The sequence below is a fragment of the Marinobacter sp. 3-2 genome (assembly GCF_003751355.1).
Classification (GTDB): Bacteria; Pseudomonadota; Gammaproteobacteria; order Pseudomonadales; family Oleiphilaceae; genus Marinobacter; species Marinobacter adhaerens.
In genome coordinates this window covers 13664-36076 of the sequence record NZ_RJUQ01000011.1, presented here as the reverse complement: position 1 = coordinate 36076, position 22413 = coordinate 13664, and the positions used below count along the sequence as shown (strand labels likewise).

The 22413-nt window shown below is 56.3% G+C and carries 17 protein-coding genes and 1 pseudogene; 14 read left to right on the top strand and 4 right to left on the bottom strand.

Annotated elements, in window-relative coordinates; translation table 11 throughout:
- Nucleotides 1–118 precede the first annotated feature (118 nt).
- The 4 genes from EDB94_RS01930 to EDB94_RS01915 are packed head-to-tail and all read left to right on the top strand — an operon-like array spanning nt 119 to nt 4402.
- Entirely contained in the window at nt 119–1126 is a 1008-nt protein-coding gene (locus tag EDB94_RS01930) for a zinc-binding alcohol dehydrogenase (protein ID WP_108017317.1), read from the top strand.
- A 30-nt stretch (nt 1127–1156) separates the two neighbouring features.
- Nucleotides 1157–1555 carry a 6-carboxytetrahydropterin synthase gene (locus tag EDB94_RS01925; protein WP_108017316.1) on the top strand — a complete coding sequence of 133 codons (399 nt, stop codon included), beginning with the start codon at nt 1157–1159 and terminating at the stop codon, nt 1553–1555.
- Nucleotides 1542–3482 carry a glycosyltransferase family 4 protein gene (locus EDB94_RS01920; RefSeq protein ID WP_108017315.1) on the top strand — a complete coding sequence of 647 codons (1941 nt, stop codon included), beginning with the start codon at nt 1542–1544 and terminating at the stop codon, nt 3480–3482. The genes EDB94_RS01925 and EDB94_RS01920 overlap by 14 nt, the downstream gene beginning before the upstream one ends.
- Complete coding sequence (locus tag EDB94_RS01915) at nt 3479–4402, top strand: lysylphosphatidylglycerol synthase transmembrane domain-containing protein (RefSeq protein WP_108017314.1); 924 nt, start codon at nt 3479–3481, stop codon at nt 4400–4402. Before EDB94_RS01920 ends, EDB94_RS01915 begins: the two co-directional genes overlap by 4 nt.
- On the opposite strand, the gene EDB94_RS01910 is transcribed toward EDB94_RS01915, so the two are convergent.
- Complete coding sequence (locus tag EDB94_RS01910; protein WP_108017313.1) at nt 4386–5258, bottom strand: RibD family protein; 873 nt, start codon at nt 5256–5258, stop codon at nt 4386–4388. The two genes, EDB94_RS01915 and EDB94_RS01910, sit on opposite strands and share 17 nt — an antisense overlap.
- A gap of 141 nt (nt 5259–5399) precedes the next feature.
- On the opposite strand from EDB94_RS01910, the gene EDB94_RS01905 reads away from it, so the two are divergent.
- The gene (locus EDB94_RS01905; RefSeq protein WP_041645256.1) at nt 5400–5636 is read left to right on the top strand and encodes a hypothetical protein; all 237 of its coding nucleotides are present in this window, start codon (nt 5400–5402) and stop codon (nt 5634–5636) included.
- A 17-nt stretch (nt 5637–5653) separates the two neighbouring features.
- Here the strand turns inward: EDB94_RS01905 and galU are convergent, their stop codons facing one another.
- On the bottom strand, nt 5654–6490 hold the full coding sequence (galU, locus tag EDB94_RS01900; RefSeq protein WP_062782669.1) for a UTP--glucose-1-phosphate uridylyltransferase GalU: 837 nt from the start codon (nt 6488–6490) through the stop codon (nt 5654–5656).
- A gap of 383 nt (nt 6491–6873) precedes the next feature.
- Here galU and EDB94_RS01895 point away from each other — a divergent pair, with 383 nt between their 5' ends.
- From EDB94_RS01895 to EDB94_RS21000, 7 genes and pseudogenes are all read left to right on the top strand, one after another.
- A complete protein-coding gene (locus EDB94_RS01895; protein ID WP_181258996.1) occupies nt 6874–8460 on the top strand; it encodes a glucan biosynthesis protein in 1587 nt (528 codons plus the stop codon).
- A gap of 111 nt (nt 8461–8571) precedes the next feature.
- On the top strand, nt 8572–9252 hold the full coding sequence (locus EDB94_RS01890; RefSeq protein ID WP_014577287.1) for a GntR family transcriptional regulator: 681 nt from the start codon (nt 8572–8574) through the stop codon (nt 9250–9252).
- Between the two features lie 62 nt (nt 9253–9314).
- Nucleotides 9315–10202 carry a methylisocitrate lyase gene (gene prpB / locus EDB94_RS01885; RefSeq protein ID WP_062782672.1) on the top strand — a complete coding sequence of 296 codons (888 nt, stop codon included), beginning with the start codon at nt 9315–9317 and terminating at the stop codon, nt 10200–10202.
- Nucleotides 10203–10275: 73 nt separating this feature from the next.
- A complete protein-coding gene (prpC, locus tag EDB94_RS01880) occupies nt 10276–11406 on the top strand; it encodes a 2-methylcitrate synthase (RefSeq protein WP_108017312.1) in 1131 nt (376 codons plus the stop codon).
- Nucleotides 11403–14000: a Fe/S-dependent 2-methylisocitrate dehydratase AcnD gene (acnD, locus tag EDB94_RS01875; protein WP_108017311.1), complete on the top strand. Its 2598-nt coding sequence runs from the start codon at nt 11403–11405 to the stop codon at nt 13998–14000. The genes prpC and acnD overlap by 4 nt, the downstream gene beginning before the upstream one ends.
- Nucleotides 13997–15175, top strand: a complete 1179-nt coding sequence (gene prpF, locus EDB94_RS01870) for a 2-methylaconitate cis-trans isomerase PrpF (protein WP_108017310.1) — start codon at nt 13997–13999, stop codon at nt 15173–15175. The genes acnD and prpF overlap by 4 nt, the downstream gene beginning before the upstream one ends.
- A gap of 829 nt (nt 15176–16004) precedes the next feature.
- A pseudogene (locus EDB94_RS21000) lies at nt 16005–16094 on the top strand (PEP-CTERM sorting domain-containing protein); the annotation flags it as partial.
- A 67-nt stretch (nt 16095–16161) separates the two neighbouring features.
- Here the strand turns inward: EDB94_RS21000 and EDB94_RS01860 are convergent.
- Entirely contained in the window at nt 16162–16920 is a 759-nt protein-coding gene (locus EDB94_RS01860; protein WP_108017308.1) for a PEP-CTERM sorting domain-containing protein, read from the bottom strand.
- A gap of 272 nt (nt 16921–17192) precedes the next feature.
- Between EDB94_RS01860 and prpD the strand changes: the two genes are divergently transcribed.
- The gene (prpD, locus tag EDB94_RS01855) at nt 17193–18677 is read left to right on the top strand and encodes a 2-methylcitrate dehydratase (protein WP_108017307.1); all 1485 of its coding nucleotides are present in this window, start codon (nt 17193–17195) and stop codon (nt 18675–18677) included.
- A gap of 5 nt (nt 18678–18682) precedes the next feature.
- On the opposite strand, the gene EDB94_RS01850 is transcribed toward prpD, so the two are convergent.
- Nucleotides 18683–20665, bottom strand: coding sequence for a PA14 domain-containing protein (locus EDB94_RS01850; RefSeq protein WP_108017306.1), 1983 nt, complete (start codon nt 20663–20665; stop codon nt 18683–18685).
- A 458-nt stretch (nt 20666–21123) separates the two neighbouring features.
- Between EDB94_RS01850 and EDB94_RS01845 the strand changes: the two genes are divergently transcribed.
- Nucleotides 21124–22377 carry an IS256 family transposase gene (locus EDB94_RS01845; protein ID WP_008172221.1) on the top strand — a complete coding sequence of 418 codons (1254 nt, stop codon included), beginning with the start codon at nt 21124–21126 and terminating at the stop codon, nt 22375–22377.
- The last annotated feature ends 36 nt before the right edge of the window (nt 22378–22413 follow it).

The following is a 22413-nucleotide window of genomic DNA, read 5'->3' as shown; positions in this document are numbered from 1 at the left end:
GACTATAGTTGGTATAACTGAACATGCTTACGAGCATAGACCGTGTTCAGACCTGAAGGTTCAGCCCTGGCAGGGCGACGACCCGCACGTTTGAAAAACTGCCAAAAAGGAGATCCTTTTGCATCGCGACCCTGATGAGCCGAACACCGAATCGATGGCACGAGCCTGGTGGGTAACCGGCGCCGGCAAGGGCGAGATTCTGGAAACGCCACTGGCGACGTCCGTTGAGAAAGATAAAGAAGAATTGGTCAAGGTGCAGGCGCTGTATTCGGGTATCAGCCGGGGCACGGAATCACTGGTTTTCCATGGCCGGGTACCAAAGAGCGAATACGCAGCCATGCGGGCGCCGTTTCAGGAGGGAGATTTTCCCTGGCCGGTAAAGTACGGCTACGCCAGCGTCGGCAAAGTAGTGGAAGGGCCTGCCGAGTTAGTGGGCCAAACGGTGTTCTGCCTTTATCCGCATCAGAATTGCTACCGGGTGCCGGCGTCGGCGTTGACGCCTTTGCCCAAAGACTTGCCCGCCGAGCGAGCAATACTTGCCGCCAACATGGAAACCGCTGTAAACGGCCTCTGGGATGGAGCGCCAGCAGTCGGTGACCGCATTGCCGTGGTTGGTCTTGGTGTTGTTGGCCTGCTCGTCGCCTGGCTGGCGAGTCGTATCCCGGGAGCTCGTGTCACCGCGATCGATACGAATCCAGAGAGACAGGCCGTTGCCGAACAGCTCGGTTTGACCTTCAGCAGTGAGTCGGCCCCTGATGATCACGACCTTGTTATCCATGCCAGTGGCCACCCCTCGGGCCTGGAGACCGCTCTTGGGCTGGCAGGGCAGGAGGCGACCATTGTGGAAATGAGCTGGTACGGGGATCAGCTGGTATCTGCACCGTTGGGGGCCGCATTCCATCCGCGGCGTCTGACCCTGAAATCCAGCCAGGTGGGCCAGATAGTGCCATCTCGAGTTCCACGGTGGGACTATCGCAAACGCCTGGCGCTCGCATTGGAATTGCTCCAGGACGATGCGCTGGATGTGCTGATTACCGGCGAATGCAAGTTTGATGATCTACCAAAATCCATGGCGCGAATTCTGATTGATGGCCGGGATACCCTGTGCCATCGCGTTGTTTACTGAAAATCCAAAATTGCCTGCTAAGGAGAGACTATGTTCGGTTTGACGGTCCGGGACCACATGATGATTGCCCACAGCTTCAACGGAGAGATCTTTGGTCCTGCGCAGAAGGTTCATGGTGCCACCTATGTGGTCGACGTGACCTTTGAGCGTCACCAACTGGATAAGCACGATCTGGTCGTCGACATTGGCCTGGCTTCCGAACTTCTCAAAAGCATTCTCTCCGAATTCAATATGCAGAACCTGGACGAGCTGCCGGAATTGCGCGGCCGGAATACCACCACCGAATTCATGGCCAAACTGGTTTTCGATCGTATGGCGGCAGCCATTCACGGTGGCCGTCTTGGCGAGACAGGAGAAGGGATTGTCAGCCTGAAAGTCACCCTCTCGGAATCCCACATTGCCTGGGCAAGCTACCATGCCGGAATCTGACAAACCGGGCTTCCTGGAGTTTATTGTTCCGGGTGATCCGGAACAGAACACGGGCGGCTACCGGTATGTCCGCAAGCTCGTGGAAGCCCTGGGCGACGCCGGTTGCAGAGCCCGGGTCAGTGGGTTGCCCGGGCAGTTTCCACGCCCGGACAGGGTCGCCCGTAATGGGATGGATAAGAAGCTCGCGAGTCTGCCTGATGGCGCCTCTGTGGTACTCGATGGCCTTGCCATGGGTGGCCTGCCGGAAATCGTCGAAAAGCATTCCCGACGCCTGAATCTGCTTGCCCTCGTACACCACCCCCTGGCTGACGAAACAGGTATCAGCGAAGCCAATAGGCAGTGGTTTTTGGATTCTGAAACACGGGCGCTCGGATCTGTAAACGGAGTGATCACCACCAGCCAACACACCGCCGCTCGCCTGGCGGATTACGAGGTGCCGGCTGAGATGATCAGGGTTGCCGAGCCGGGCGTCACCCGAGCCGCGACCCCCAGAGGCTGTGATCAGTCGTCGCAAACCGGTACCCCGCACATTCTGTGCGTTGCTCATCTGTCACCCCGAAAGGCCCAGCATCAATTGGTGGAGGCGCTGGAAAACCTGAAGGGCGTGTCGTGGCAATGCACGTTGGCAGGGTCTGACAGTCGTGATCCGGAATACAGCCAGCAGGTTCGCCAGGCGATTGCAGAAGCGGGCCTTGAAGACAGGATTGCGCTGGCAGGGGAAGTCGAAGAAGCCGGGCTGGCCGAGCTCTACCGCAAGGCGGATCTCTTTGTACTGCCCTCCCTGTACGAGGGCTATGGCATGGTGATTGATGAGGCGCTGGCGGAAGGGCTACCCGTTATTTCCTCCGATGGCGGCGCCCTTGCCAACACCTCCGCCAGGCCTGGTGTGGTTCAGTATTGTGCGGGCGATGTCAGGGCCCTTGAGGCGCGCCTCAGGAACTGGCTGGAACATCCGGAACAGCTTGAGCACGCCCGTAAACTTGCCGCAAGGGAATCCCGCCGAATCCGCTCATGGGCGGATACCGGCAAAGATGTCTTAGAAGCGCTGCACTACTTCCGTGGCCTTTCCACGCATCTGCACCAGCATTCGGAATTCGAGAGCACATGGCTGGCAGCCCGGGAAGCAGCGGATCACCGGGCTCGCTCACAAGGGCTGACCGATCAGCTCAATCACTGGTTGTTGAATCGTTATGATGGCTTGTCGCCCGAGAGCCACTACCCGATGCAAATTGTCGACATTGGAACCGGTCGTGGCTCAAACGCGCTATTCCTGGTGCCTGCGCTGCAGGTGCCTCAAACCTGGCTGGCACTGGATCAGGATTCTGCGTTATTGCGGGAGGCCGGACAGCGTGTGGACTGCCTGGATGTGCCGTTTGAAACCCGCCCGGTTCAGCTGACGTCGGAAAACATGGAGCAACAACTGCCCCGGGAGGCGGACCTGATAACAGCGTCAGCACTGATTGATCTGGTTTCCGAGCCATGGCTGGATGCGTTAGCCCTCGCAGCCGCAGGAAGGAAGTCCGCGATGCTCATTGTGTTGAGCTATGCCGGTCACTTTGAGCTGTCTCCCGAGCATCCTGATGATGAGCTGGTGAAGACATTGGTAAATCGGCACCAGCACGGCGACAAGGGAATTGGTGCCGCGCTCGGGCCGGAGGCCAGCACTGTGTTGCAAGACCTGCTGGTTGCCGAAGGTTACCGGGTTGAACTGGCGGAATCCCCCTGGATACTGGATGGCGCGGATCACGCCTTGGCCAACATGCTGATGCAAGGCTGGATCGACGCGGCCGTTGAGCAGTCACCTCACGAGGCGGACCGATTGTCACGCTGGCTGGAGACACGCAATCAGCAGTTATCCGAAAGGAATCTGACGATTGTTGTGAGACACCTGGATCTGCTGGCGCTGCCACCCGAGGCATTGCCTTGACCGAACTGCGTCAAAGGCAGGTGAAGCTGGCGGCCCGTTGGCTATTCACGGTTCTGGCTATCGGGTTCGTGATCCGCTCGATTGATTCGGGTGAGCTCTGGCAGGAGCTTGCCCGCTTTTCTCCCTATGTCCTGGTTCCCGCACTGGCACTTACGGTCTTTCAGGTGGCGTTGTCTGCCTGGCGATGGCGTTACACCGTCGAACGGCTCGGGCTGCCCCTGGCCTATGGAGCAGCGGTGCGGGAGTACTATCTGGCGACGTTTCTGAACCAGGTGTTGCCGGGAGGTGTGCTCGGCGACGTAAACCGGGCCTGGCGACATGGCAGCGGCGCCGGAGAGCGCCTCTCCGCTGTGCACGGGGTGGCCATCGAGCGACTTTCGGGCCAATTGGTTTTGGCGCTCGTGGTTGTCATATCGGGCAGCTGGCTGCTCGGTTCCGGACGGGTAGCGGCTGGTCAATGGAATGGCGGGCTCTTGCTGGGCGCCGGCGTTATTGGGGTGTTTCTTGCACTCTGGTTGGCCCTCAAAACCGGGCTGGCGGCTTATCTTCAGCGGCTCAGGCGGGATCTTTACGAGTCTTTGCTAAACCGAACGGTGTTGCCGGTTCAGATTGGCTCATCTTTACTGGTGTTGGCAAGCTATCTTGGGGTTTTTCTCTGCCTGGCCTGGGGCGCAGGCTATATCGAAAGTACAGAGTCGGCGGCCATCATTGTCAGTCTGGGCAGTATCCTGTTGCTCAGCATGGTGGTACCGCTGACGGTTGCCGGTTGGGGCATCCGCGAGGGCGCGGCAGCCTTGCTGTGGCCGATGGCGGGATTGCCCGCGGAGCAGGGCGTGGCACTGAGCGTTGGGTACGGAGCGTTGGTGTTGGTGTCCAGTTTACCAGGGGCTGCTTTTTTTCGACCTACACATCACGGGTAAAGTCGAGGTCGAACAGCATGTCGCTGCCGAGGTTTATAAGCTGGGCGCGCGGCCGCAAGGCATCATCCAGAAAGTCGATCTCGGGAAGCGAGAAGGCTGGTCTGCCGCTGCCGATGATCATGGGTGCGACCATCACGTGAAGGCGGTCCAGCAAGCCAGCGTTCAGGAAGCACGAAACGGTAACACCGCCCCCTTCCACAAAAACTTTTTTCAGCCCCAGGTCTGCGAGAACCTCGAGGATCACTCTCGGATCGACGGCATCTTCGGATTCGGCATCCCCGAGACAGGGAATCTCCGTAACCCCGGAACCGATCGATGGATTCTTCGCTTTCTCGTAAGTACCTGCCACCAACCGCAGGGTGGGAGCTTCGCCATCGGTGAACAGGTGATGGCTGTCCGGTACGCGATGGTGACGGTCAATGACCACGCGCACGGGGTTGCGGCCACTGGTGCGGCGAACGGTCAAACGGGGATTGTCTGTAGTTGCGGTTCCGGCCCCGACAACAACCGCATCCGACACTGCGCGAATCCGGTGCAGATGGGTAATTCCATCGTCGCCGTTGATGAACCGGGAGCGACCGGTAACCGTGGCAATGCGTCCGTCCAGGCTCTGGCCCAACTGACCAATAACTTTGGGGCTGCCATTATCTTGCACCGGCCGACAAAGGGGTAGGAATACCGAGAGTAGATCCTTCGCCTCACCCGTGGCCGGCTGCATCAGGTGCCACGCCCCGTGGCCGTTAAGTTTTACCGCTTCTTTGTCGGTTCCCGGCAATGGCAGTGTCACATTGCTGCGGTTAACTGCGCTAAGCACCAACTCCCATGCCGAGTCGATATCCAGAGTTCTTGCCGCCATAAATAGCCTGTTTGGTTGTTGCCATCTTCAGTATAGGCAGATTGTGTGCAAAGCTATATGTACGTTACATTTCCGGATTGATTCACTTCGCAGGGCATTATCGGGACAAGTATCCCGGCTTGGATGACGAGGTAAGTGGCCATGCAGCATGCGCAACCCATTCAGCACTGGGAGCCAGAAAAGCCTGAGGACCATGGGCAACTTGAGCTGCCCGGTATTGCCCTGGATAAGAGCGACGAACTTCTCGAGTCGCTGGACGAGCTGGAACAAGTCCTCGAGAAGGTCCAGTTGACCACGGAAGAAGCGGAGCTTCTTCGCCGGTTCCGCAGGACAAGTGCGGAAAACCGGCGAATGATTCTGCAAATCCTGGGCAACTGATCCCGCCCCGGGGTTTCTTACTTTCCTTTCTTGTAGATATTCTCGTAAACGTAGTTGGTGGCTTCCACAAAGCCATCAATGCTGCCGCAATCGAACCGGCGACCTTTGAACTGATAAGCCAGCACGCAACCATTTTTCGCCTGCTCAAGAAGGGCATCGGTGATCTGGACTTCACCGTTCTTGCCCGCCGGGGTCTTCTCAATAATTTCGAAGATATCCGGCGTGAGAATATAGCGGCCGATAATGGCGAGGTTGCTGGGCGCATCTTCCGGAGCCGGCTTTTCTACCATGTCTGTGATCCGGTAGAGGCCATCTTTCATGGATTCACCTGCGATCACCCCGTACTTGTGGGTTTCATCAGCCGGCACTTCTTCGATGGCTACAATAGAGCAGCGGAACTGATTGTAGAGCTTCACCATCTGCGCCAGGACGCCATCTTCACCATCGGGGCCAATGCAGAAGTCATCCGCCAGCACGACCGCAAACGGGTTGTCACCCACCAGGTTGCGACCAGTCAGTATGGCGTGGCCGAGGCCCTTCATCTCATTCTGCCGGGTGAAGGCAAAACTGTTGTGGTCGATAAGCTCGCGGATGGAGGTCAGCAGCTCTTCCTTACCCGAGCCGGCAATCTGTTGTTCGAGTTCGTAGCTGATGTCGAAATGATCCTCGATGGCCCGCTTGCCGCGACCGGTCACGAAGCCGAATTCGTGAATACCTGCTTCGGCGGCTTCCTCAACGCCGTACTGAACCAGGGGTTTGTTTACCACCGGCAGGATTTCCTTGGGCATCGCCTTGGTGGCCGGAAGAAAGCGGGTGCCGTAGCCGGCGACGGGAAACAGGCATTTTCTGATCATATCGTTCGTCCTTTGATGGTCGGTTTCACGCCCTGTGGGCCGCTCAACGCCTCTGCGTAAGCCTATCAACAAGTGTTCTATCACAAAGTGTGCCGAGTTTACCCAAGTTGTAACGACAAATGCAGGGCGGTTTTGGAAATTGTACGTTCTAGCAAAGAGCTATGGCCCCTAAGAGGAGGGTTCTTCAGGTTTACCATTACCAAAAATTTCTCTGATCAGAGGTCTCTTAGTGCGATCCTCCTTGCCTGATTGCACTCATTTGGTGCGCTTTCGGCAGCGTGGGTTCCTTACCCGAATAGGCTCTCTACCTTTTATTGTTCGTACATAGTCCACGTGATCTTCTCTATGGCAATCTATAGCCCGGTACAGGAGGGGCGAGACCAATGGACAGACGAACGCTGATCAAGGGGCTGGGAGCACTGGTAAGTGCTGGCGCGTTACCACTGTCGCCCCTTGCGATGGGTACCGGCCTCCAACCAGTATCTGGAAGCAGTCCCCGTACCTTCAGCTACGCCTGGCTCAAAGGTCGGGCCCGGGCATTGGCAGCTGAGGCGTATGTCTCCCATAAAAACGAATTGCCCCAATCACTGAAATCCATTTCCTGGGATGACTACCAGGCCATCGCCTTCAGGCCCGACCGGGCGCTCTGGCGCGACGACGACACTGCTTTCCAGATTCAGCTCTTCCACCTTGGGCTGTATTTCCAGCAACCCGTAAAAATCCATGAAGTCATTGATGGCGAGGCAACGGAACTGGCCTATCGACAGGATCTGTTCCGGTACAACGGCGATCAGCCCCTGGGCGATTTGCCAGAAGACCTGGGCTACGCCGGTTTTCGGATTCACTACCACAACAATTTCGCCTTGGATCTAGCCGCCTTCCTTGGAGCAAGCTATTTCCGGGCGGTTGGCGCAGAGATGCAGTACGGTCTGTCAGCCAGGGGGCTGGCGATTGATACCGGCATGAATCGGGAGGAAGAATTCCCTCGTTTCTCGGAGTTCTGGCTGGAGCAACCGGCCCCGGGCAGCCAGCTACTCAGGGTATGGGCTCTGCTGGATTCCCCTAGTACCACCGGCGCCTACGCATTTGTGCTCGACCCGGGGCGCAACATGGTCATGGATGTGGATGTAGCGCTATACCCGAGAACGCAAATCACGAGGGCAGGGATTGCGCCGCTGACCAGCATGTACCAGGTGGGTGAAAATGATGATCGCATGGGCTACGACTGGCGTCCGGAAATACATGATTCTGACGGCCTCGCCATTCGCAACGGCAACGGCGAGTGGTTGTGGCGGCCACTGGTGAATCCCGTCAATCTCAGGTTCAACACTTTTCAGGATAACAACCCCGTTGGCTTTGGCCTGCTGCAGCGGGACAGGGATTTCGACCACTACCAGGATGATGGCGTGTTTTACGATCGCCGGCCCAGCCTCTGGGTGGAGCCCCGGGGAGACTGGGGGCGGGGCAGTGTTGATCTGGTGGAAATCCCTACCGTGGATGAAACCTTCGACAATATCGTCGCCTTCTGGCATCCGCAGGAACCTCTGTTGCCAGGCCGGGAATACCTCTATAGCTACCGCCTGCACTGGGGCGAGCAGGCTCCGTTGCAACCTTATGAATTAGCCACGGTGCAAGCAACAAGGACCGGGCTGGGCGGTATCGTGGGCCAGGAGCGCACCTATTTCTCTTGGCGCTTTGCGGTTGATTTCGCCGGCGGCGCGCTTGAAATGCTCGCCAAGGATGCAGAGGTAGAGCCGGTCATAACTGTCAGCCATGGAGACGTCGAAATCACTTCCGCAAGACCATTGTCTGCAATCGACGGCTACCGGGCCATGTTCGACCTGGTGCCGGATGACTCGATTGAACCCATCAATATCCGCCTGTACCTCAGGCTGGGCGGCGAGCCGCTGACGGAAACCTGGCTATATCAGTACACTCCGCCACCGATCGCCGAACGCCAGATCTACTGATTGGCTCTATCTATTGTAAACAATTTGCAGCTCAATTTAGCCAATATTGTTGACAATATGATCGCTCAAGCGTAGCTTTGCTCAAAATCAACCCGGTTTTGTTGACAAACTATGGCTGAGTTACTGTCTACCACCTACACCCGCGCCGATGAGGCGTTTGATTGTCTGCAAACGGCAATCGTCAAAGGGGAACTGGCGCCCGGCGAGAAGATCGGCGAACTGGAGCTTTGTTCCCGTTTTAACCTCACGCGCGGCCCGCTCCGGGAAGCGCTGGGCCGTCTTGAATCCCGCGGCCTTCTAGTGCGCCGTCCCCATGCCGGCGTCAAGGTGGTTTCAGTCAGTGCGTCCGAGTTAATGGAGCTCTACCGCATACGCGAAGTCATGGAGGGGCTGGCCGCTCGACAGGCCGCCGAGCGCATGACCGACCAGGAAATCGCCGATCTTCAGGCTACCCTCGACACCCACGAACGCATGATCGATGAAGCCCAGGGCCAGGCCTATTACCAGGCCGAAGGGGATTACGACTTCCACCACAGAATCGCCACCGGTAGCCGCAATACCAAACTTGCCCAGATGCTGCTTGGTGATCTTTATTACATGGTACGGATGTACCGTTACCGTCTCAGCACCTCCACCGGGCGCCCCCAGCGGGCACTGGGTGAACACCGCCGTATCGTCGAGGCCATCGCCCAGCGCGATGGGGAACTCGCCGAATTTCTGATGAAACGCCATATCAACGCAGCAAGACAGAACATCGAGAGAAAGATCGAGGAAGGCGAGCTCACAATTTGAACAAGGGGGGCAGACCCCGATTTCACGCACAAATTTACGAATAACCAAGAGAGGCCAACACCATGTCCAACAAACTCAGCCCCGGCGCCCGCTTCCGCAAAGCGCTCAAAGACAACCAGCCCCTTCAGATTGTCGGAACCATCAATGCCTACGCCGCTATGATGGCCGAGAAAGTGGGTCATCAGGCCATTTATCTTTCAGGTGGCGGCGTCGCTAACGCCTCCTACGGTTTGCCGGATCTGGGCATGACCTCCATGAACGATGTGGTCGAGGACGTTCGCCGAATTACCGCAGCTACCGACGTACCTTTGCTGGTTGATATTGATACCGGCTGGGGTGGTGCTTTCAACATCGCCCGCACCATCCGCGAGATGGAGCGTGCCGGTGCAGCCGCTGTCCACATCGAAGACCAGGTTGCCCAGAAACGCTGTGGTCACCGCCCGAACAAGGAAATCGTGTCCCAGGAGGAGATGGTCGACCGCATCAAGGCCGCCGTGGATGCCCGGGAAGACAAAGACTTCTTTATCATGGCCCGTACCGACGCGTTCCAAAAAGAGGGCCTCGAAGCCGCTATCGAGCGCGCCAAGGCCTGCATTGAAGCCGGCGCCGACGGCATCTTTGCCGAAGCGGTTACGGAACTTGAGCACTACAAGGCCTTCTCCGAAGCCCTGGACGTGCCTATCCTGGCCAACATCACCGAATTTGGTGCCACACCGCTATACAACCGCAAGGAACTGGCCGAAGCCGGCGCCGACATGGTTCTGTACCCGCTCAGCGCCTTCCGCGCCATGAACAAGGCCGCTCTGACTGTTTACCAGAACATCCTGGAGAAGGGCGACCAGAAAGACGTGGTCGATATGATGCAGACCCGTATGGAGCTGTACGATTTCCTGAACTACCACGATTTCGAGCAGAAGCTGGACCAGCTGTTCCAGCAGAGCAAAGGCTAACGACTGCGATTGGGGTCAGATGACCGTGTTATCTGACCCCATTGTCCAAACAAGATAAAGATGGGAGACAACAATGGCTGAAGCAAAACAACTGAGTGGCGCAGGCCTCCGTGGCCAGGTAGCTGGCGAAACGGCTCTGTGCACCGTCGGCAAAAGCGGCGCCGGCCTGACATACCGCGGCTATGACATCGCAGATCTGGCAGAGAAGGCCCAGTTTGAAGAAATCGCTTACCTTCTGCTTCGGGGCAAATTGCCGAATCGGCAGGAGCTGGATGCCTATACCAAAAAACTCCAGAGCCTTCGTGGCCTGCCGACTGCCCTGAAAACCGTGCTTGAGCAGATCCCCAAAGACGCGCACCCGATGGACGTGATGCGTACCGGCTGCTCCATGCTGGGTAACCTGGAAACCGAAGAAGATTTCAGCGAGCAGGACGACAAGATCGACCGCATGCTGGCGGTGTTCCCGTCCATCATCACTTACTGGTACCGCTTCGCCCACGAGGGTGTTCGGATCGAAACCGAGAGCGACGTGGATTCCATCGGCGGCCATTTCCTGGAGCTGCTTCACGGCAAGAAGCCCAGCGAGCTGCACGAGCGCGTGATGAACGTTTCTCTGATCCTGTACGCAGAGCACGAGTTCAACGCCTCCACGTTCACCGCCCGCGTGTGTGCCTCCACACTGTCTGACATTCACAGCTGTGTGACCGGTGCGATCGGTTCACTGCGCGGTCCTCTGCACGGCGGTGCTAACGAGGCCGCCATGGCGCTGATCCAGAAGTTCAAGACCCCGGAAGAGGCCGAAGAAGGCCTGATGGGCATGCTTGAGCGGAAAGAAAAGATCATGGGCTTCGGTCACGCGATTTATAAGGAGTCCGACCCGCGGAACGCCATCATCAAGCAGTGGTCCAAGAAGCTGGCGGAAGAAGTGGGCGATACCGTGCTGTATCCGGTATCCGAGCGCTGTGAAGCGGTTATGTGGCGCGAGAAGAAACTGTTCTGTAACGCGGACTTCTTCCACGCATCCGCCTACCACTTCATGGGCATTCCAACCGAATTGTTCACCCCAATCTTCGTGATGTCCCGGGTATCCGGCTGGACCGCCCACGTGAAAGAACAGCGTGAGAACAACCGCATCATTCGCCCAAGCGCCGATTACACCGGCCCGGCGGATGCCAAGTGGGTTCCGATTGAGGAGCGGCCATGAACACTGAATACCGCAAGAGTCTGCCAGGTACCGACCTGGACTATTTCGATACTCGCGAGGCCGTGGAAGACATCCAGGCCGGAGCGTACGACAAGCTCCCGTACACCTCCAAGATCCTGGCTGAGCAACTGGTTCGCCGGTGCGATCCTGAGGTGCTGACGGATTCCCTGAAACAGCTGATCGAACGCAAGCGCGACCTGGATTTCCCCTGGTATCCGGCCCGCGTGGTATGCCACGACATTCTTGGCCAGACCGCTCTGGTGGATCTCGCAGGTTTGCGTGATGCCATTGCCGAGAAGGGCGGTGACCCCGCCAAGGTCAATCCTGTGGTTCCGACGCAGCTGATCGTGGATCACTCGCTGGCCGTGGAGCACGCCGGTTTCGAGAAGGACGCGTTCGAGAAGAACCGTGAGATTGAAGACCGTCGAAACGATGACCGTTTCCACTTCATCAACTGGACCAAGACCGCGTTCAAAAACGTGGACGTGATCCCTCCCGGCAACGGCATCATGCACCAGATCAACCTGGAGAAGATGTCTCCGGTGGTACAGAACCGCGATGGCGTAGCCTTCCCGGATACCTGTGTCGGTACTGACAGTCACACCCCGATGGTTGATGCCCTCGGTGTTATCTCCGTGGGTGTGGGTGGTCTGGAAGCCGAGAGCGTTATGCTGGGGCGTGCCTCCATGATGCGCCTGCCGGATATCGTGGGTGTAGAGCTGACTGGCAAACTGCAGCCCGGCATCACCAGTACCGACATGGTACTGGCCATCACCGAGTTCCTGCGCAAGGAGAAAGTGGTCGGCGCATACCTGGAGTTCTATGGTGAAGGCGCAGACAGCCTCAGCGTGGGCGACCGTGCCACCATCTCCAACATGACTCCGGAGTATGGTGCCACCGCAGCGATGTTCTACATCGACGGTCAGACCATCGACTACCTGAAGCTGACCGGCCGCGAGGACGATCAGGTGGCCCTGGTCGAGAAATTCGCCAAGGAAACGGGTCTCTGGGCCGACAGCATGAAAAACGCGGAATACGAGCGCGTGCTGAAGTTTGACCTGTCCAAAGTCACTCGCACACTGGCTGGCCCCTCCAACCCTCACGCACACCTGCCCACCTCCGAGCTGGCAGCGCGTGGCATTGCCGGTGAATGGGAACAGGAAGAGGGCAAGATGCCGGATGGCGCCTGCATCATCGCCGCCATCACCAGCTGCACGAATACCAGTAACCCCCGCAACATGGTGGCTGCAGGCCTGATTGCCCGCAACGCCAACAAGCTGGGCCTGACCCGGAAGCCCTGGGTGAAAACTTCCCTGGCGCCGGGCTCCAAAACCGTCAAGATGTACCTGGAAGAGGCCAAACTCCTGCCTGAGCTGGAGCAGCTCGGTTTTGGCGTGGTGGCTTTTGCCTGCACCACTTGTAACGGCATGAGCGGTGCCCTGGATCCGAAGATCGCGCAGGAAATCATGGATCGCGACCTGTTCTCCACTGCCGTGCTCTCCGGTAACCGGAATTTCGACGGCCGGATTCACCCATACGCCAAGCAGGCATTCCTGGCGTCGCCGCCGCTGGTGGTTGCCTATGCGATTGCAGGCACCATCCGTTTTGACATCGAAAAAGATGCCCTGGGCTACGATCAAGACGGCAATCCCGTCACCCTGAAGGACATCTGGCCGGACGATGCGGAAATCGATGCCATCGTGAAATCCAGCGTGAAGCCGGAGCAGTTCCGCAGCACCTACATCCCGATGTTCGACATTACCCGGGATGCCCAGGCCAACACCAACCCGCTGTACGAGTGGCGCCCCCAGAGCACCTACATCCGTCGCCCGCCTTACTGGGAAGGTGGCATGGTAGGTGAGAAAACCCTCAAGGGCATGCGTCCGCTGGCGGTGTTGCCGGACAACATCACCACCGACCACCTGTCGCCTTCAAACGCGATCATGATGAACAGTGCCGCTGGCGAGTACCTGCACAAGATGGGCGTGCCGGAGGAAGACTTTAACTCCTACGCCACCCACCGTGGTGATCACCTGACAGCCCAGCGCGCTACGTTTGCCAACCCCAAACTGTTCAACGAAATGGTCCGGGATGAAAACGGCAACGTGAAGCAGGGCTCCCTGGCCCGCATCGAGCCGGAGGGCAAAGTGGTCCGCATGTGGGAAGCCATCGAAACCTACATGGAGCGCAAGCAGCCGCTGATCATCATCGCCGGTGCCGACTACGGCCAGGGCTCCTCCCGTGACTGGGCCGCCAAGGGCGTGGCACTGGCAGGCGTAGAAGCCATCGTGGCCGAAGGCTTCGAGCGGATTCACCGCACCAACCTGATCGGTATGGGCGTGATGCCCCTGCAGTTCGAGGAAGGCACCACTCGCAAGACCCTTGGCATCGACGGCACCGAAACCTACGACGTGGAGGGCACCCCTGCGCCTCGCGCAGAGCTCACGCTGGTCATTCATCGGAAGAACGGCAGCACCGAGCGCATTCCGGTCGTCTGCCGCCTGGACACCGCTGAAGAGGTGTCTATCTATAGCGCTGGTGGGGTGTTGCAGCGGTTTGCCGAGGATTTTCTGCAATCGGAAGGTGCGGCATGACACACAAGCCACAAATAAAAATCCCCGCCACGTACATGCGTGGCGGCACCAGCAAAGGCGTGTTCTTCCGGCTGAAGGATTTGCCGGAAGCCTGCCAGAGCCCGGGCGAAGCCCGGGACAAATTGTTTTTGCGGGTGATCGGCAGCCCCGACCCCTACCAGAAGCAAATCGACGGCATGGGCGGTGCTACCTCCAGCACCAGCAAGACTGTGATCCTGGCAGAACCCACCCAGCCGGATCACGACGTCGACTACCTGTTCGGCCAGGTCTCCATCGACAAGCCCTTTGTGGACTGGAGCGGTAACTGCGGCAACCTCACCGCCGCCGTAGGCGCTTTCGCCATCAACGGCGGCTTTGTGGCCAAAGACCGTATTCCGGAAAATGGCACCTGCACCGTGCGTATCTGGCAGGCCAACATCAAGAAAACAATCGTTGCCCACGTGCCCATCACCAACGGTGAAGTGCAGGAAACCGGCGATTTTGAGCTCGACGGCGTGACCTTCCCGGCCGCTGAAGTGCAGGTGGAATTCATGGACCCGGCTGATGGCGAAGGCTCCATGTTCCCCACCGGCAACCAGGTGGACGACCTGGAAGTGCCTGGCGTAGGCACCCTGAAAGCCACCATGATCAATGCCGGCATTCCCACCATCTTCGTGAACGCCGAGGACATCGGATACAAAGGCACCGAGCTGCAGGACGACATCAACTCCGATCCCGCGGCCCTGGCGAGGTTCGAAACCATCCGTGCCCATGGTGCGGTGAAAATGGGGCTTATCCAGAACATCGAAGAAGCGGCCAATCGCCAGCACACCCCGAAAGTGGCCTTCGTGGCGAAACCCTCGGACTACGTTTCCTCAAGCGGGAAAAGCATCGGGGCAGGGGACGTGGATGTACTGGTTCGCGCTCTGTCCATGGGCAAGCTCCACCACGCCATGATGGGCACCGCGGCGGTGGCCATTGCCACGGCGTCGGCCGTTCCCGGAACCCTCGTAAACCTCGCTGCTGGCGGTGGCGACCGTACCCATGTGACCTTTGGTCACCCATCAGGCACTTTGCGTGTAGGGGCAGAAGCGAAGGAAGTGGATGGTCAGTGGACCGCAACCAAAGCCATTATGAGCCGCAGTGCGCGGGTTTTGATGGAAGGTTGGGTGAGGGTGCCCGGGAATACCTTCTAGGCTCTTTTAGCGATTGGGCCAGCCATTAAGCCGGAGTTCGAATGCTCCGGCTTTTTTGTGCCCGAGCATGCCCGCGCTTTTTCGTTTCCTATATGTCAGCTTTATTTACATTGTGTTCTGCCAATGAACGTGTGTAGTCAATAAGGTGCTGTTTTCAGTGTAATCCGTCGTTCATGGCACGATTTGCGCGTTGTTTACCCCGGTTCTCTCGCGAGAACTCTGATAAGCAGGAATGAATCCTGACAAACAGGACTAATGGGGTCACGCTATGAAGTATGGAAAACTCCTCACCGCAGCTGCAGCGGCCGGTTTAATGGCCAGTGGCAGCGCCAATGCCCTTCTGATTACTGTTGAAGCCGGCGGCGTATACAACAGCAGTGTTGCAGGCGCCACCGAAATCGATTTCAGCAGTGGCTGTAGTTACGCAGGAGGCTGCACAGGAAGCTACGATGTTGTCACAGGAAGCCAGAGCGGCCAGTATGCGGCGCCTTTCAATCTGGGACCCGACAATGAGTATCTGACCGTGCCCGAGCCTTACACCAACGGTGTGTCGGCGACTCTGGATCCAGGCGGTTCATACAACTATTTCGGCTTGTTCTGGGGTTCAATCGACAACTATAACTCGATCAAGTTCTCTAACTCGATTTCTGGTGACAACTGGCTTGTTACCGGGTCGCAACTTCAGGCCGTCGATCCCGACATTCTGGTTGAGGGCAATCAGGTTAACCTGAACGATAACCGCTATGTGAACTTCTTCTTCGGTTCAGAGCTTTTCGACACCATTGAGTTGATCAGCACAGGCAAAGCATTTGAGACCGACAACCATGCGTTTGCAAGCGTTCCCGAGCCTGGAACTCTTGCGCTGCTTGGCCTGGGCCTCGCAGGCCTCGGTTTGAGCAGAAGAAAGCGTCAAATCTAGCTCGATAAAAGAAAAAGCCATTTGGTTTTTCAACCAAATGGCTTTTTACTTTCAGGGCTCTTTCGTCTTACTGGCGCAGGCGCGGCGTGAACCGACGTCTGATTCCAAAACCCAGCAGTCCGATAGCCAACAACGCCAACGTTGATGGTTCAGGCACTGGCTTCGGGTCTGGAGTCACTTGCTCTGCATCACCAATGACCATGTCATCAAAAGCAAAGAAATCTCCACCGCCGGCATTCGTGAACTCAATACTGGTATAAGATTGGGAAAGATCGTAGAACCCGAAGAACAGGGTTGCTTGATCATTGTTCCCAATCCCCAACGAGTGCGGGACAGTCAATTCTGAAGTCCCGCCAGACGCGTTGGTAAGGTTCAGCACCATCTGGTCCGTTACAAAATCTCCGATATCGATCCCATTGAACCCGAAAGCACTGACAGGATCGGAAAAATCGATCTTGAAGGAGCCGGTAGTAACCTCCCAGAAATTCGTACCGGATGTGGCGAAACGGCCAGGACCGGAGTCATTTATTTCACCGGTTCCTGTAAGGGTTGCACCCAGGGTTCCTGCGCTTCCTGGGAAGGTCAGGTTTAAGGGCGCATCATCTCCCAGCGAGAAGGATTCAAAGTCCTCATTCCCAACTCCTGTGAGATTGGAGAGGAAGTCGTTTCTGGCTGCTGTCGAGTTTGGGCCCAGTGTTCCAGCCGTTGTGGGATCTTCTCCGAAAAATGTAATCGGAGCAGCTGTTGAGTTGGCCGCACCGGCCAAGAGAACAAGTGCTATTGAAGCGCCTGCTATACGTCCACCGAATTGATTTTTCCTAATCATATTATCTTCCCTCTATCGAATGTTTCCGGTGTTCTATTGCGTTTTGGAGAGACATTTGTCTCAAACCATCGGCTGCAAACAAAAGGCCAGGAAGGAAAAGCGTATTAAAAACATGAAGATAGCAAATAGACAAAAGCTAGAAGTACGATAAATGTTAAATAACCTGACGCTGTCTTTTTTCCGGGCAGAAAGCCAGACAGGCATTGGGACTGCACTTTGTGACACATCCAACTAGACTGCCTGTAAAGCCATTCGACACGGAGAAAAGCTCAATGACAGCTACATTTGATCTCAACGAACGGCCTGACTACGACACCGTTCTCCAGAAAATTGCCGATTACGCCCTCACTTACCAGATCGACAGCGAAGAAGCCTGGACTACCGCCCGCTACTGCCTGATGGACACCCTCGGCTGCGGTTTGCTTGCGCTTCGGTTTCCTGAATGCACCAAACACCTCGGTCCCATGGTCGAAGGCACAACTGTACCTCAAGGGGCCCGTGTGCCCGGCACGTCATACCGGCTGGACCCGGTGAAAGCTGCCTGGGACATCGGTTGCATCATCCGCTGGCTTGATTACAACGACACCTGGCTGGCGGCGGAGTGGGGGCATCCATCAGACAACCTGGGAGCCATATTGGCTGTGGCGGATCATCTATCCCAGAAGCGTGTATCGGAAGGCAAAGAGCCCCTCACCATGCGCGTGGTGTTGGAATCGATGATTATGGCCCATGAGATACAGGGCGTTCTGGCGCTTGAGAATTCCTTTAACCGCGTTGGGCTTGATCATGTTCTGCTGGTTAAGGTCGCATCAACAGCGGTGTCAGCGAAGTTGATGGGGGCAAACCGGGAGCAGATGCTTTCCGCACTGTCTCACGCCTGGGTCGATGGACAGGCCCTGCGAACATACCGCCACGCGCCCAACGCAGGATCACGAAAATCGTGGGCAGCGGGGGACGCAACGTCAAGGGCTGTCAGGCTGGCTGACATTGCGATGCGAGGCGAAATGGGGATACCCGGTGTTCTGACAGCGCCTCAGTGGGGCTTTTACGATGTTCTGTTTAGCAAAACCAACAAGGATCAGAAAATTAAACCTGAAGGGGAACGAGCGCTTTCAATCCCACAGGAATTCGGCTCCTATGTGATGGAGAACATACTGTTCAAGATTTCCTTCCCGGCTGAGTTTCATGCACAAACGGCTGCGGAGGCGGCAGTGACCCTTCACCCGGAAGTAAAAAACCGACTTGATGACATCGATAAAATTGTAATCACCACCCATGAATCAGCCATCCGGATTATTTCAAAAGTTGGCAAACTCGCGAACGCCGCAGACAGGGATCACTGCCTGCAGTACATGACTGCTGTGCCACTCATCTTCGGAAGTCTGAAAGCCGAGCATTATGAGGACGACTTCCACGAGGCGAATCCGATCATTGATAGGCTTCGGAATAAAATGGAGGTGGTTGAGGATGAGCGCTATACGCGTGAGTACATCGAACCTGATAAGCGATCCATTGCTAACGCAGTGCAAGTGTTCTTTAAAGACGGCTCAAGTTCAGAGAACGTGGCAGTGGAATATCCGATTGGCCACCGAAGACGCAGGACCGAAGGCCTCCCGCTGTTGGAAGAGAAATTTAACACGAATCTGGCGACGTGTTTTCCACTGAATCGGCGGAAAAATATCATAGATACCTGTACTAATCACCAAACCTTGGAAGCGACGCCAGTCAATGAGTTCATGGCACTGTTTCGTTTATAGACGAGCTATTTGATCTGCTTGCTGACGACTTCCGAATAAGCGCTCGCGAGTCCGTCAGCATCAATTACCCTAATCGAGAAGAACCAGGTGCCCGCGGTTAACCCATCGATAACAACGCTGTTTTCACCGCCGTCCACGGTTACAGTGTTGTCCAGATCATTCTGGCCAGTTCCATAAGCAACCTCATAACTGGCTATTTCGCTCAACTTGATGGAGCTCCCGTCTACTCTCGTCAGCGGTGCCGTCCAAGTTAATGTGGCTGAAGAGGGCGCTGGTTGGGGAGCAGTAATTCCTCCACCGTCATCGACGGTTGGACTTTCAGGTGAAGCGAGGGAGGTCAAAGTCCATGGACTTAAATCAGCATTGAAGGCTTCTAGATTAGTAACTCCGCTGTTGTTATTGATGTCTGACGCGTTGGCTTCCCAAGATGCGAGCCCGTTTCGAAGTTCCCAAGTATCAGGAATTCCGTCTCCGTCCGAATCAGTGCCTGATGACATGCTAAAGTCTGGCGATGCAACCACATTAGCCGTGTTCAATATCTCCCCCGATGTGTTATCTCCTATGAAGAGCTGAGCCACAGCTGCTCCCGCTCGTTCGTAATATTCCATTACTAGCGTGACCGTTTGCGCTGGTTCAAGAGATACCGTTGCGCTATATGTGGTTTCTCCCTGATCTCTCCACGCCGATATTCTCTCTCGGCCATCGATGTATAGCCTTGAGCCATCATCGGTCACGACGTAAAAGATGTATTCGCGGCTACCGCTCGAGTGCGGGGCGGTGAATTCACCGAACCACCTCGCGCTGAAATTGTCGGCTGGTTGTTCCTCGATAAACCCTTCTGAACCGACAGAAAACTGGATGCTGTCGTTCCGACGTGATAGTACGAACTCGTTAAACTCCGTGCCGAGGAAATATTGACCTACGAAGCCATTCGAATAGGAAAGTGCAGTTTCCTGTTCAGGTAGAGAGCTGCTATCCGAAGGGTCTGTCCCGGCAACGTATTCATCTACGTTGCTGACACCGTCTCCATCAAGATCTTCTATGGCATCCGTCGAATCCAGCGGGTTTAGCTCCATAGCGAACTCAGCGCCGTCCGGAATACCATCACCGTCGGTATCGGCATTGTTTTCGGAAGTGCCAAGCAAGAACTCATCGGCAGCTACAAGCAGGTCGTTATCCGGATCTGAGGCGGCATCGTTGGGGTTTTCAGGATCTAAACCGTACACCACTTCCCAATTGTCGTAGATCCCGTCATCGTCTTGGTCCAGAGGTGGAAACTGTGGATTGAATGCAATGCTTTGCGAACCGTCGTGAAAGCCGACTAAGTATCCGAATCGATAGCTTTCTTCATCGGAACTCTCTCCTGTACCACCGGTTATGGCCCCTGCATAACTTGCAATATTTTCGCCGCCAATGATTGTTCGACTTATATTGGGGCCCTCCCATGCAACACTAAAGTGGTCACCGCCGCCGCCCTCCTTGTGAATGATTTCAAAGTAATATTTTTCGCCGGCTTGAAGCTCAATCGCTCCGGATCGTTGGGAAGAATACTTGGTGTAAGACAGTGGGCTTGTCCAACCTGGAACCTCTGCTATTTTAGCTTTTTGCGAAGAGGCTTCTGTTGAGCTTAACCAAAATTCTGTTTGATCGTCTCCGCTTACAAAGAATGTGTATAAACCATTTTGAGGCGGAATAATGTATCCACGCACTAGGCTACCAAAACCTTCACCACGGTTCGTCGGTCCCTGAAGTGTGGATAAAATATCGGTGGCGTCCGGAGCATTGGGGTACCTTTGAATGGACGTGAGGTTTTCCGTAGCGGTCCCCGATATGCCATCCCAGTAAAAAACCTGAACCTGTCCGGACTGACTTTCTGCTGGTAACGCAGCAGAGGGAGGCAGTCTATTGGGATCCTGAGGTGGCCAGGTCTGGCAACCGGTCATCATTAGACCTGAGACAATCACTGGGAAAATGATTTGGCGAAGCATGAGTGCTCTCCCTGCTTGAAATCAAATCACACAAGAGAAGTATTGATTCCTAGAGCACAAGTTGCCAATCGAACCATGGAACGTTTTGGAATGCTCCGAGAGCTTTTAGACCAACTCCTCAGGAATTGTTGTCGAGCGTTTTGGGCAGGTCCTATCCCTCATCAAAAATTGTCGGAAAATTTTACAACGGAAATAGTAAAGCGGCTTTTTGACTGTCAGAGACCGTGCTTAAAATGTCGAAAAAATTTACGGGTCATTCTCCAGTGTATCCTAAGGTATTGTTTTAAAAACTTTAAAAATTTGGCCTGGAATGTGCTTAGCTTTTGGGACACCAAGAAGATATAGAAGTAAAAAAGGGAGTTATGGTGATTTCTGGTGTATGGAAGCAGGTTGAAGGGGTGGCGTATCCTGTTGGTTGATCACCGCGACGATCACAACCAACAGAGGAATGATACGCCATGTCCAAGTCTAACCTGCATGCTCTTTCACAACCAGAGGTAGCCGGCAACGATCCCTTGCACGAGTTAATCCGTCAGGGTGCCCGTGATCTGATTGCACAGGCTGTCGAGACGGAGCTGGAGAGCCTGTTGAAGCAGTGCGCAGACGTCAAGACACCGGATGGCCGCCGTGCTGTGGTGCGCAATGGGCACCTTCCCAAACGCACTGTTCAGACCGGCGTCGGCGACGTAGAAGTCCAGGTTCCCAAAGTCCGGGACCGCAGTGGCTCTGGCATTCGCTTCAACAGCCACCTGCTGCCACCCTACCTGAAGCGTGCCCGGAGTCTGGAGGAACTGATTCCCTGGCTCTACCTGCGGGGCGTCTCCTCCGGTGACTTCCAGGAGGCCCTGAGCGCGCTGGTCGGCGAGCAGGCCAACGGGTTGTCGGCGAACACGGTCTCCCGGCTCAAGGCGAAGTGGCTGGATGAGCACAAGGACTGGCAGCGCCGGGACTTGAGCCAGAAACGCTATGTGTACTGGTGGGCCGACGGCGTGTACAGCAACGTCCGGCTGGACGATCGACTCTGTCTGCTGGTAATCATCGGCGTGACTGAGCATGGCCACAAGGAATTGGTGGCTGTCGAGGATGGCCACCGGGAGTCCGAGGCCAGTTGGCGAGAGCTGCTCACGGACTTGCGGGAACGTGGTCTGGAGCCGTCGCCCAGGCTGGCTGTGGGTGACGGCGCACTGGGCTTCTGGAAGGCTCTGAGCAAAGTGTTTCCGGACACCCGGCACCAGCGGTGCTGGGTGCACAAGACGGCCAATGTGCTGGACAAGCTGCCCAAGTCGGTGCAACCGAAGGTGAAGTCAGCCTTGCATGAGATCTACCTGGCAGAGACTCGTGACAGCGCCCACAAGGCGTTTGACAGCGCTTTGCGGCGGTTCCGGGACAAGTACCCGAAGGCCATGGAAAACCTGGAGAAGGACCGGGATGAGCTGCTGGCCTTCTACGATTTCCCGGCGATTCACTGGATTCACTTACGGACCACCAATCCGATTGAATCCACCTTCGCCACAGTACGGCTGAGAACCAAGCGGAGCCGGTCTTGTGGCAATCGCGACACCACGTTATCGATGGTGTTCAAGTTGCTCCAATCCGCCCAGAAACGCTGGAAGCGGATCAAGGGGTTCAACCAACTGAAGCTGGTCGTGGACAACGTGCAGTTTCAGGATGGAATACCGGTGGAGGATCAATCTGACAGGAGCGCTGCCTGATGGTCATACACCAGATTTGACAATAACTCTAAAAAA

Excerpts from the sequence above, each read along its gene's own strand:
- EDB94_RS01925 (WP_108017316.1), top strand. The coding sequence starts at position 1,157 with ATGTTCGGTTTGACGGTCCGGGACCACATGATGATTGCCCACAGCTTC.
- EDB94_RS01920 (WP_108017315.1), top strand. The coding sequence starts at position 1,542 with ATGCCGGAATCTGACAAACCGGGCTTCCTGGAGTTTATTGTTCCGGGT.
- EDB94_RS01910 (WP_108017313.1), bottom strand. The coding sequence starts at position 5,258 with ATGGCGGCAAGAACTCTGGATATCGACTCGGCATGGGAGTTGGTGCTT.
- EDB94_RS01905 (WP_041645256.1), top strand. The coding sequence starts at position 5,400 with ATGCAGCATGCGCAACCCATTCAGCACTGGGAGCCAGAAAAGCCTGAG.
- galU (WP_062782669.1), bottom strand. The coding sequence starts at position 6,490 with ATGATCAGAAAATGCCTGTTTCCCGTCGCCGGCTACGGCACCCGCTTT.
- EDB94_RS01895 (WP_181258996.1), top strand. The coding sequence starts at position 6,874 with ATGGACAGACGAACGCTGATCAAGGGGCTGGGAGCACTGGTAAGTGCT.
- EDB94_RS01890 (WP_014577287.1), top strand. The coding sequence starts at position 8,572 with ATGGCTGAGTTACTGTCTACCACCTACACCCGCGCCGATGAGGCGTTT.
- prpB (WP_062782672.1), top strand. The coding sequence starts at position 9,315 with ATGTCCAACAAACTCAGCCCCGGCGCCCGCTTCCGCAAAGCGCTCAAA.
- prpC (WP_108017312.1), top strand. The coding sequence starts at position 10,276 with ATGGCTGAAGCAAAACAACTGAGTGGCGCAGGCCTCCGTGGCCAGGTA.
- acnD (WP_108017311.1), top strand. The coding sequence starts at position 11,403 with ATGAACACTGAATACCGCAAGAGTCTGCCAGGTACCGACCTGGACTAT.
- prpF (WP_108017310.1), top strand. The coding sequence starts at position 13,997 with ATGACACACAAGCCACAAATAAAAATCCCCGCCACGTACATGCGTGGC.
- EDB94_RS01860 (WP_108017308.1), bottom strand. The coding sequence starts at position 16,920 with ATGATTAGGAAAAATCAATTCGGTGGACGTATAGCAGGCGCTTCAATA.
- prpD (WP_108017307.1), top strand. The coding sequence starts at position 17,193 with ATGACAGCTACATTTGATCTCAACGAACGGCCTGACTACGACACCGTT.
- EDB94_RS01850 (WP_108017306.1), bottom strand. The coding sequence starts at position 20,665 with ATGCTTCGCCAAATCATTTTCCCAGTGATTGTCTCAGGTCTAATGATG.
- EDB94_RS01845 (WP_008172221.1), top strand. The coding sequence starts at position 21,124 with ATGTCCAAGTCTAACCTGCATGCTCTTTCACAACCAGAGGTAGCCGGC.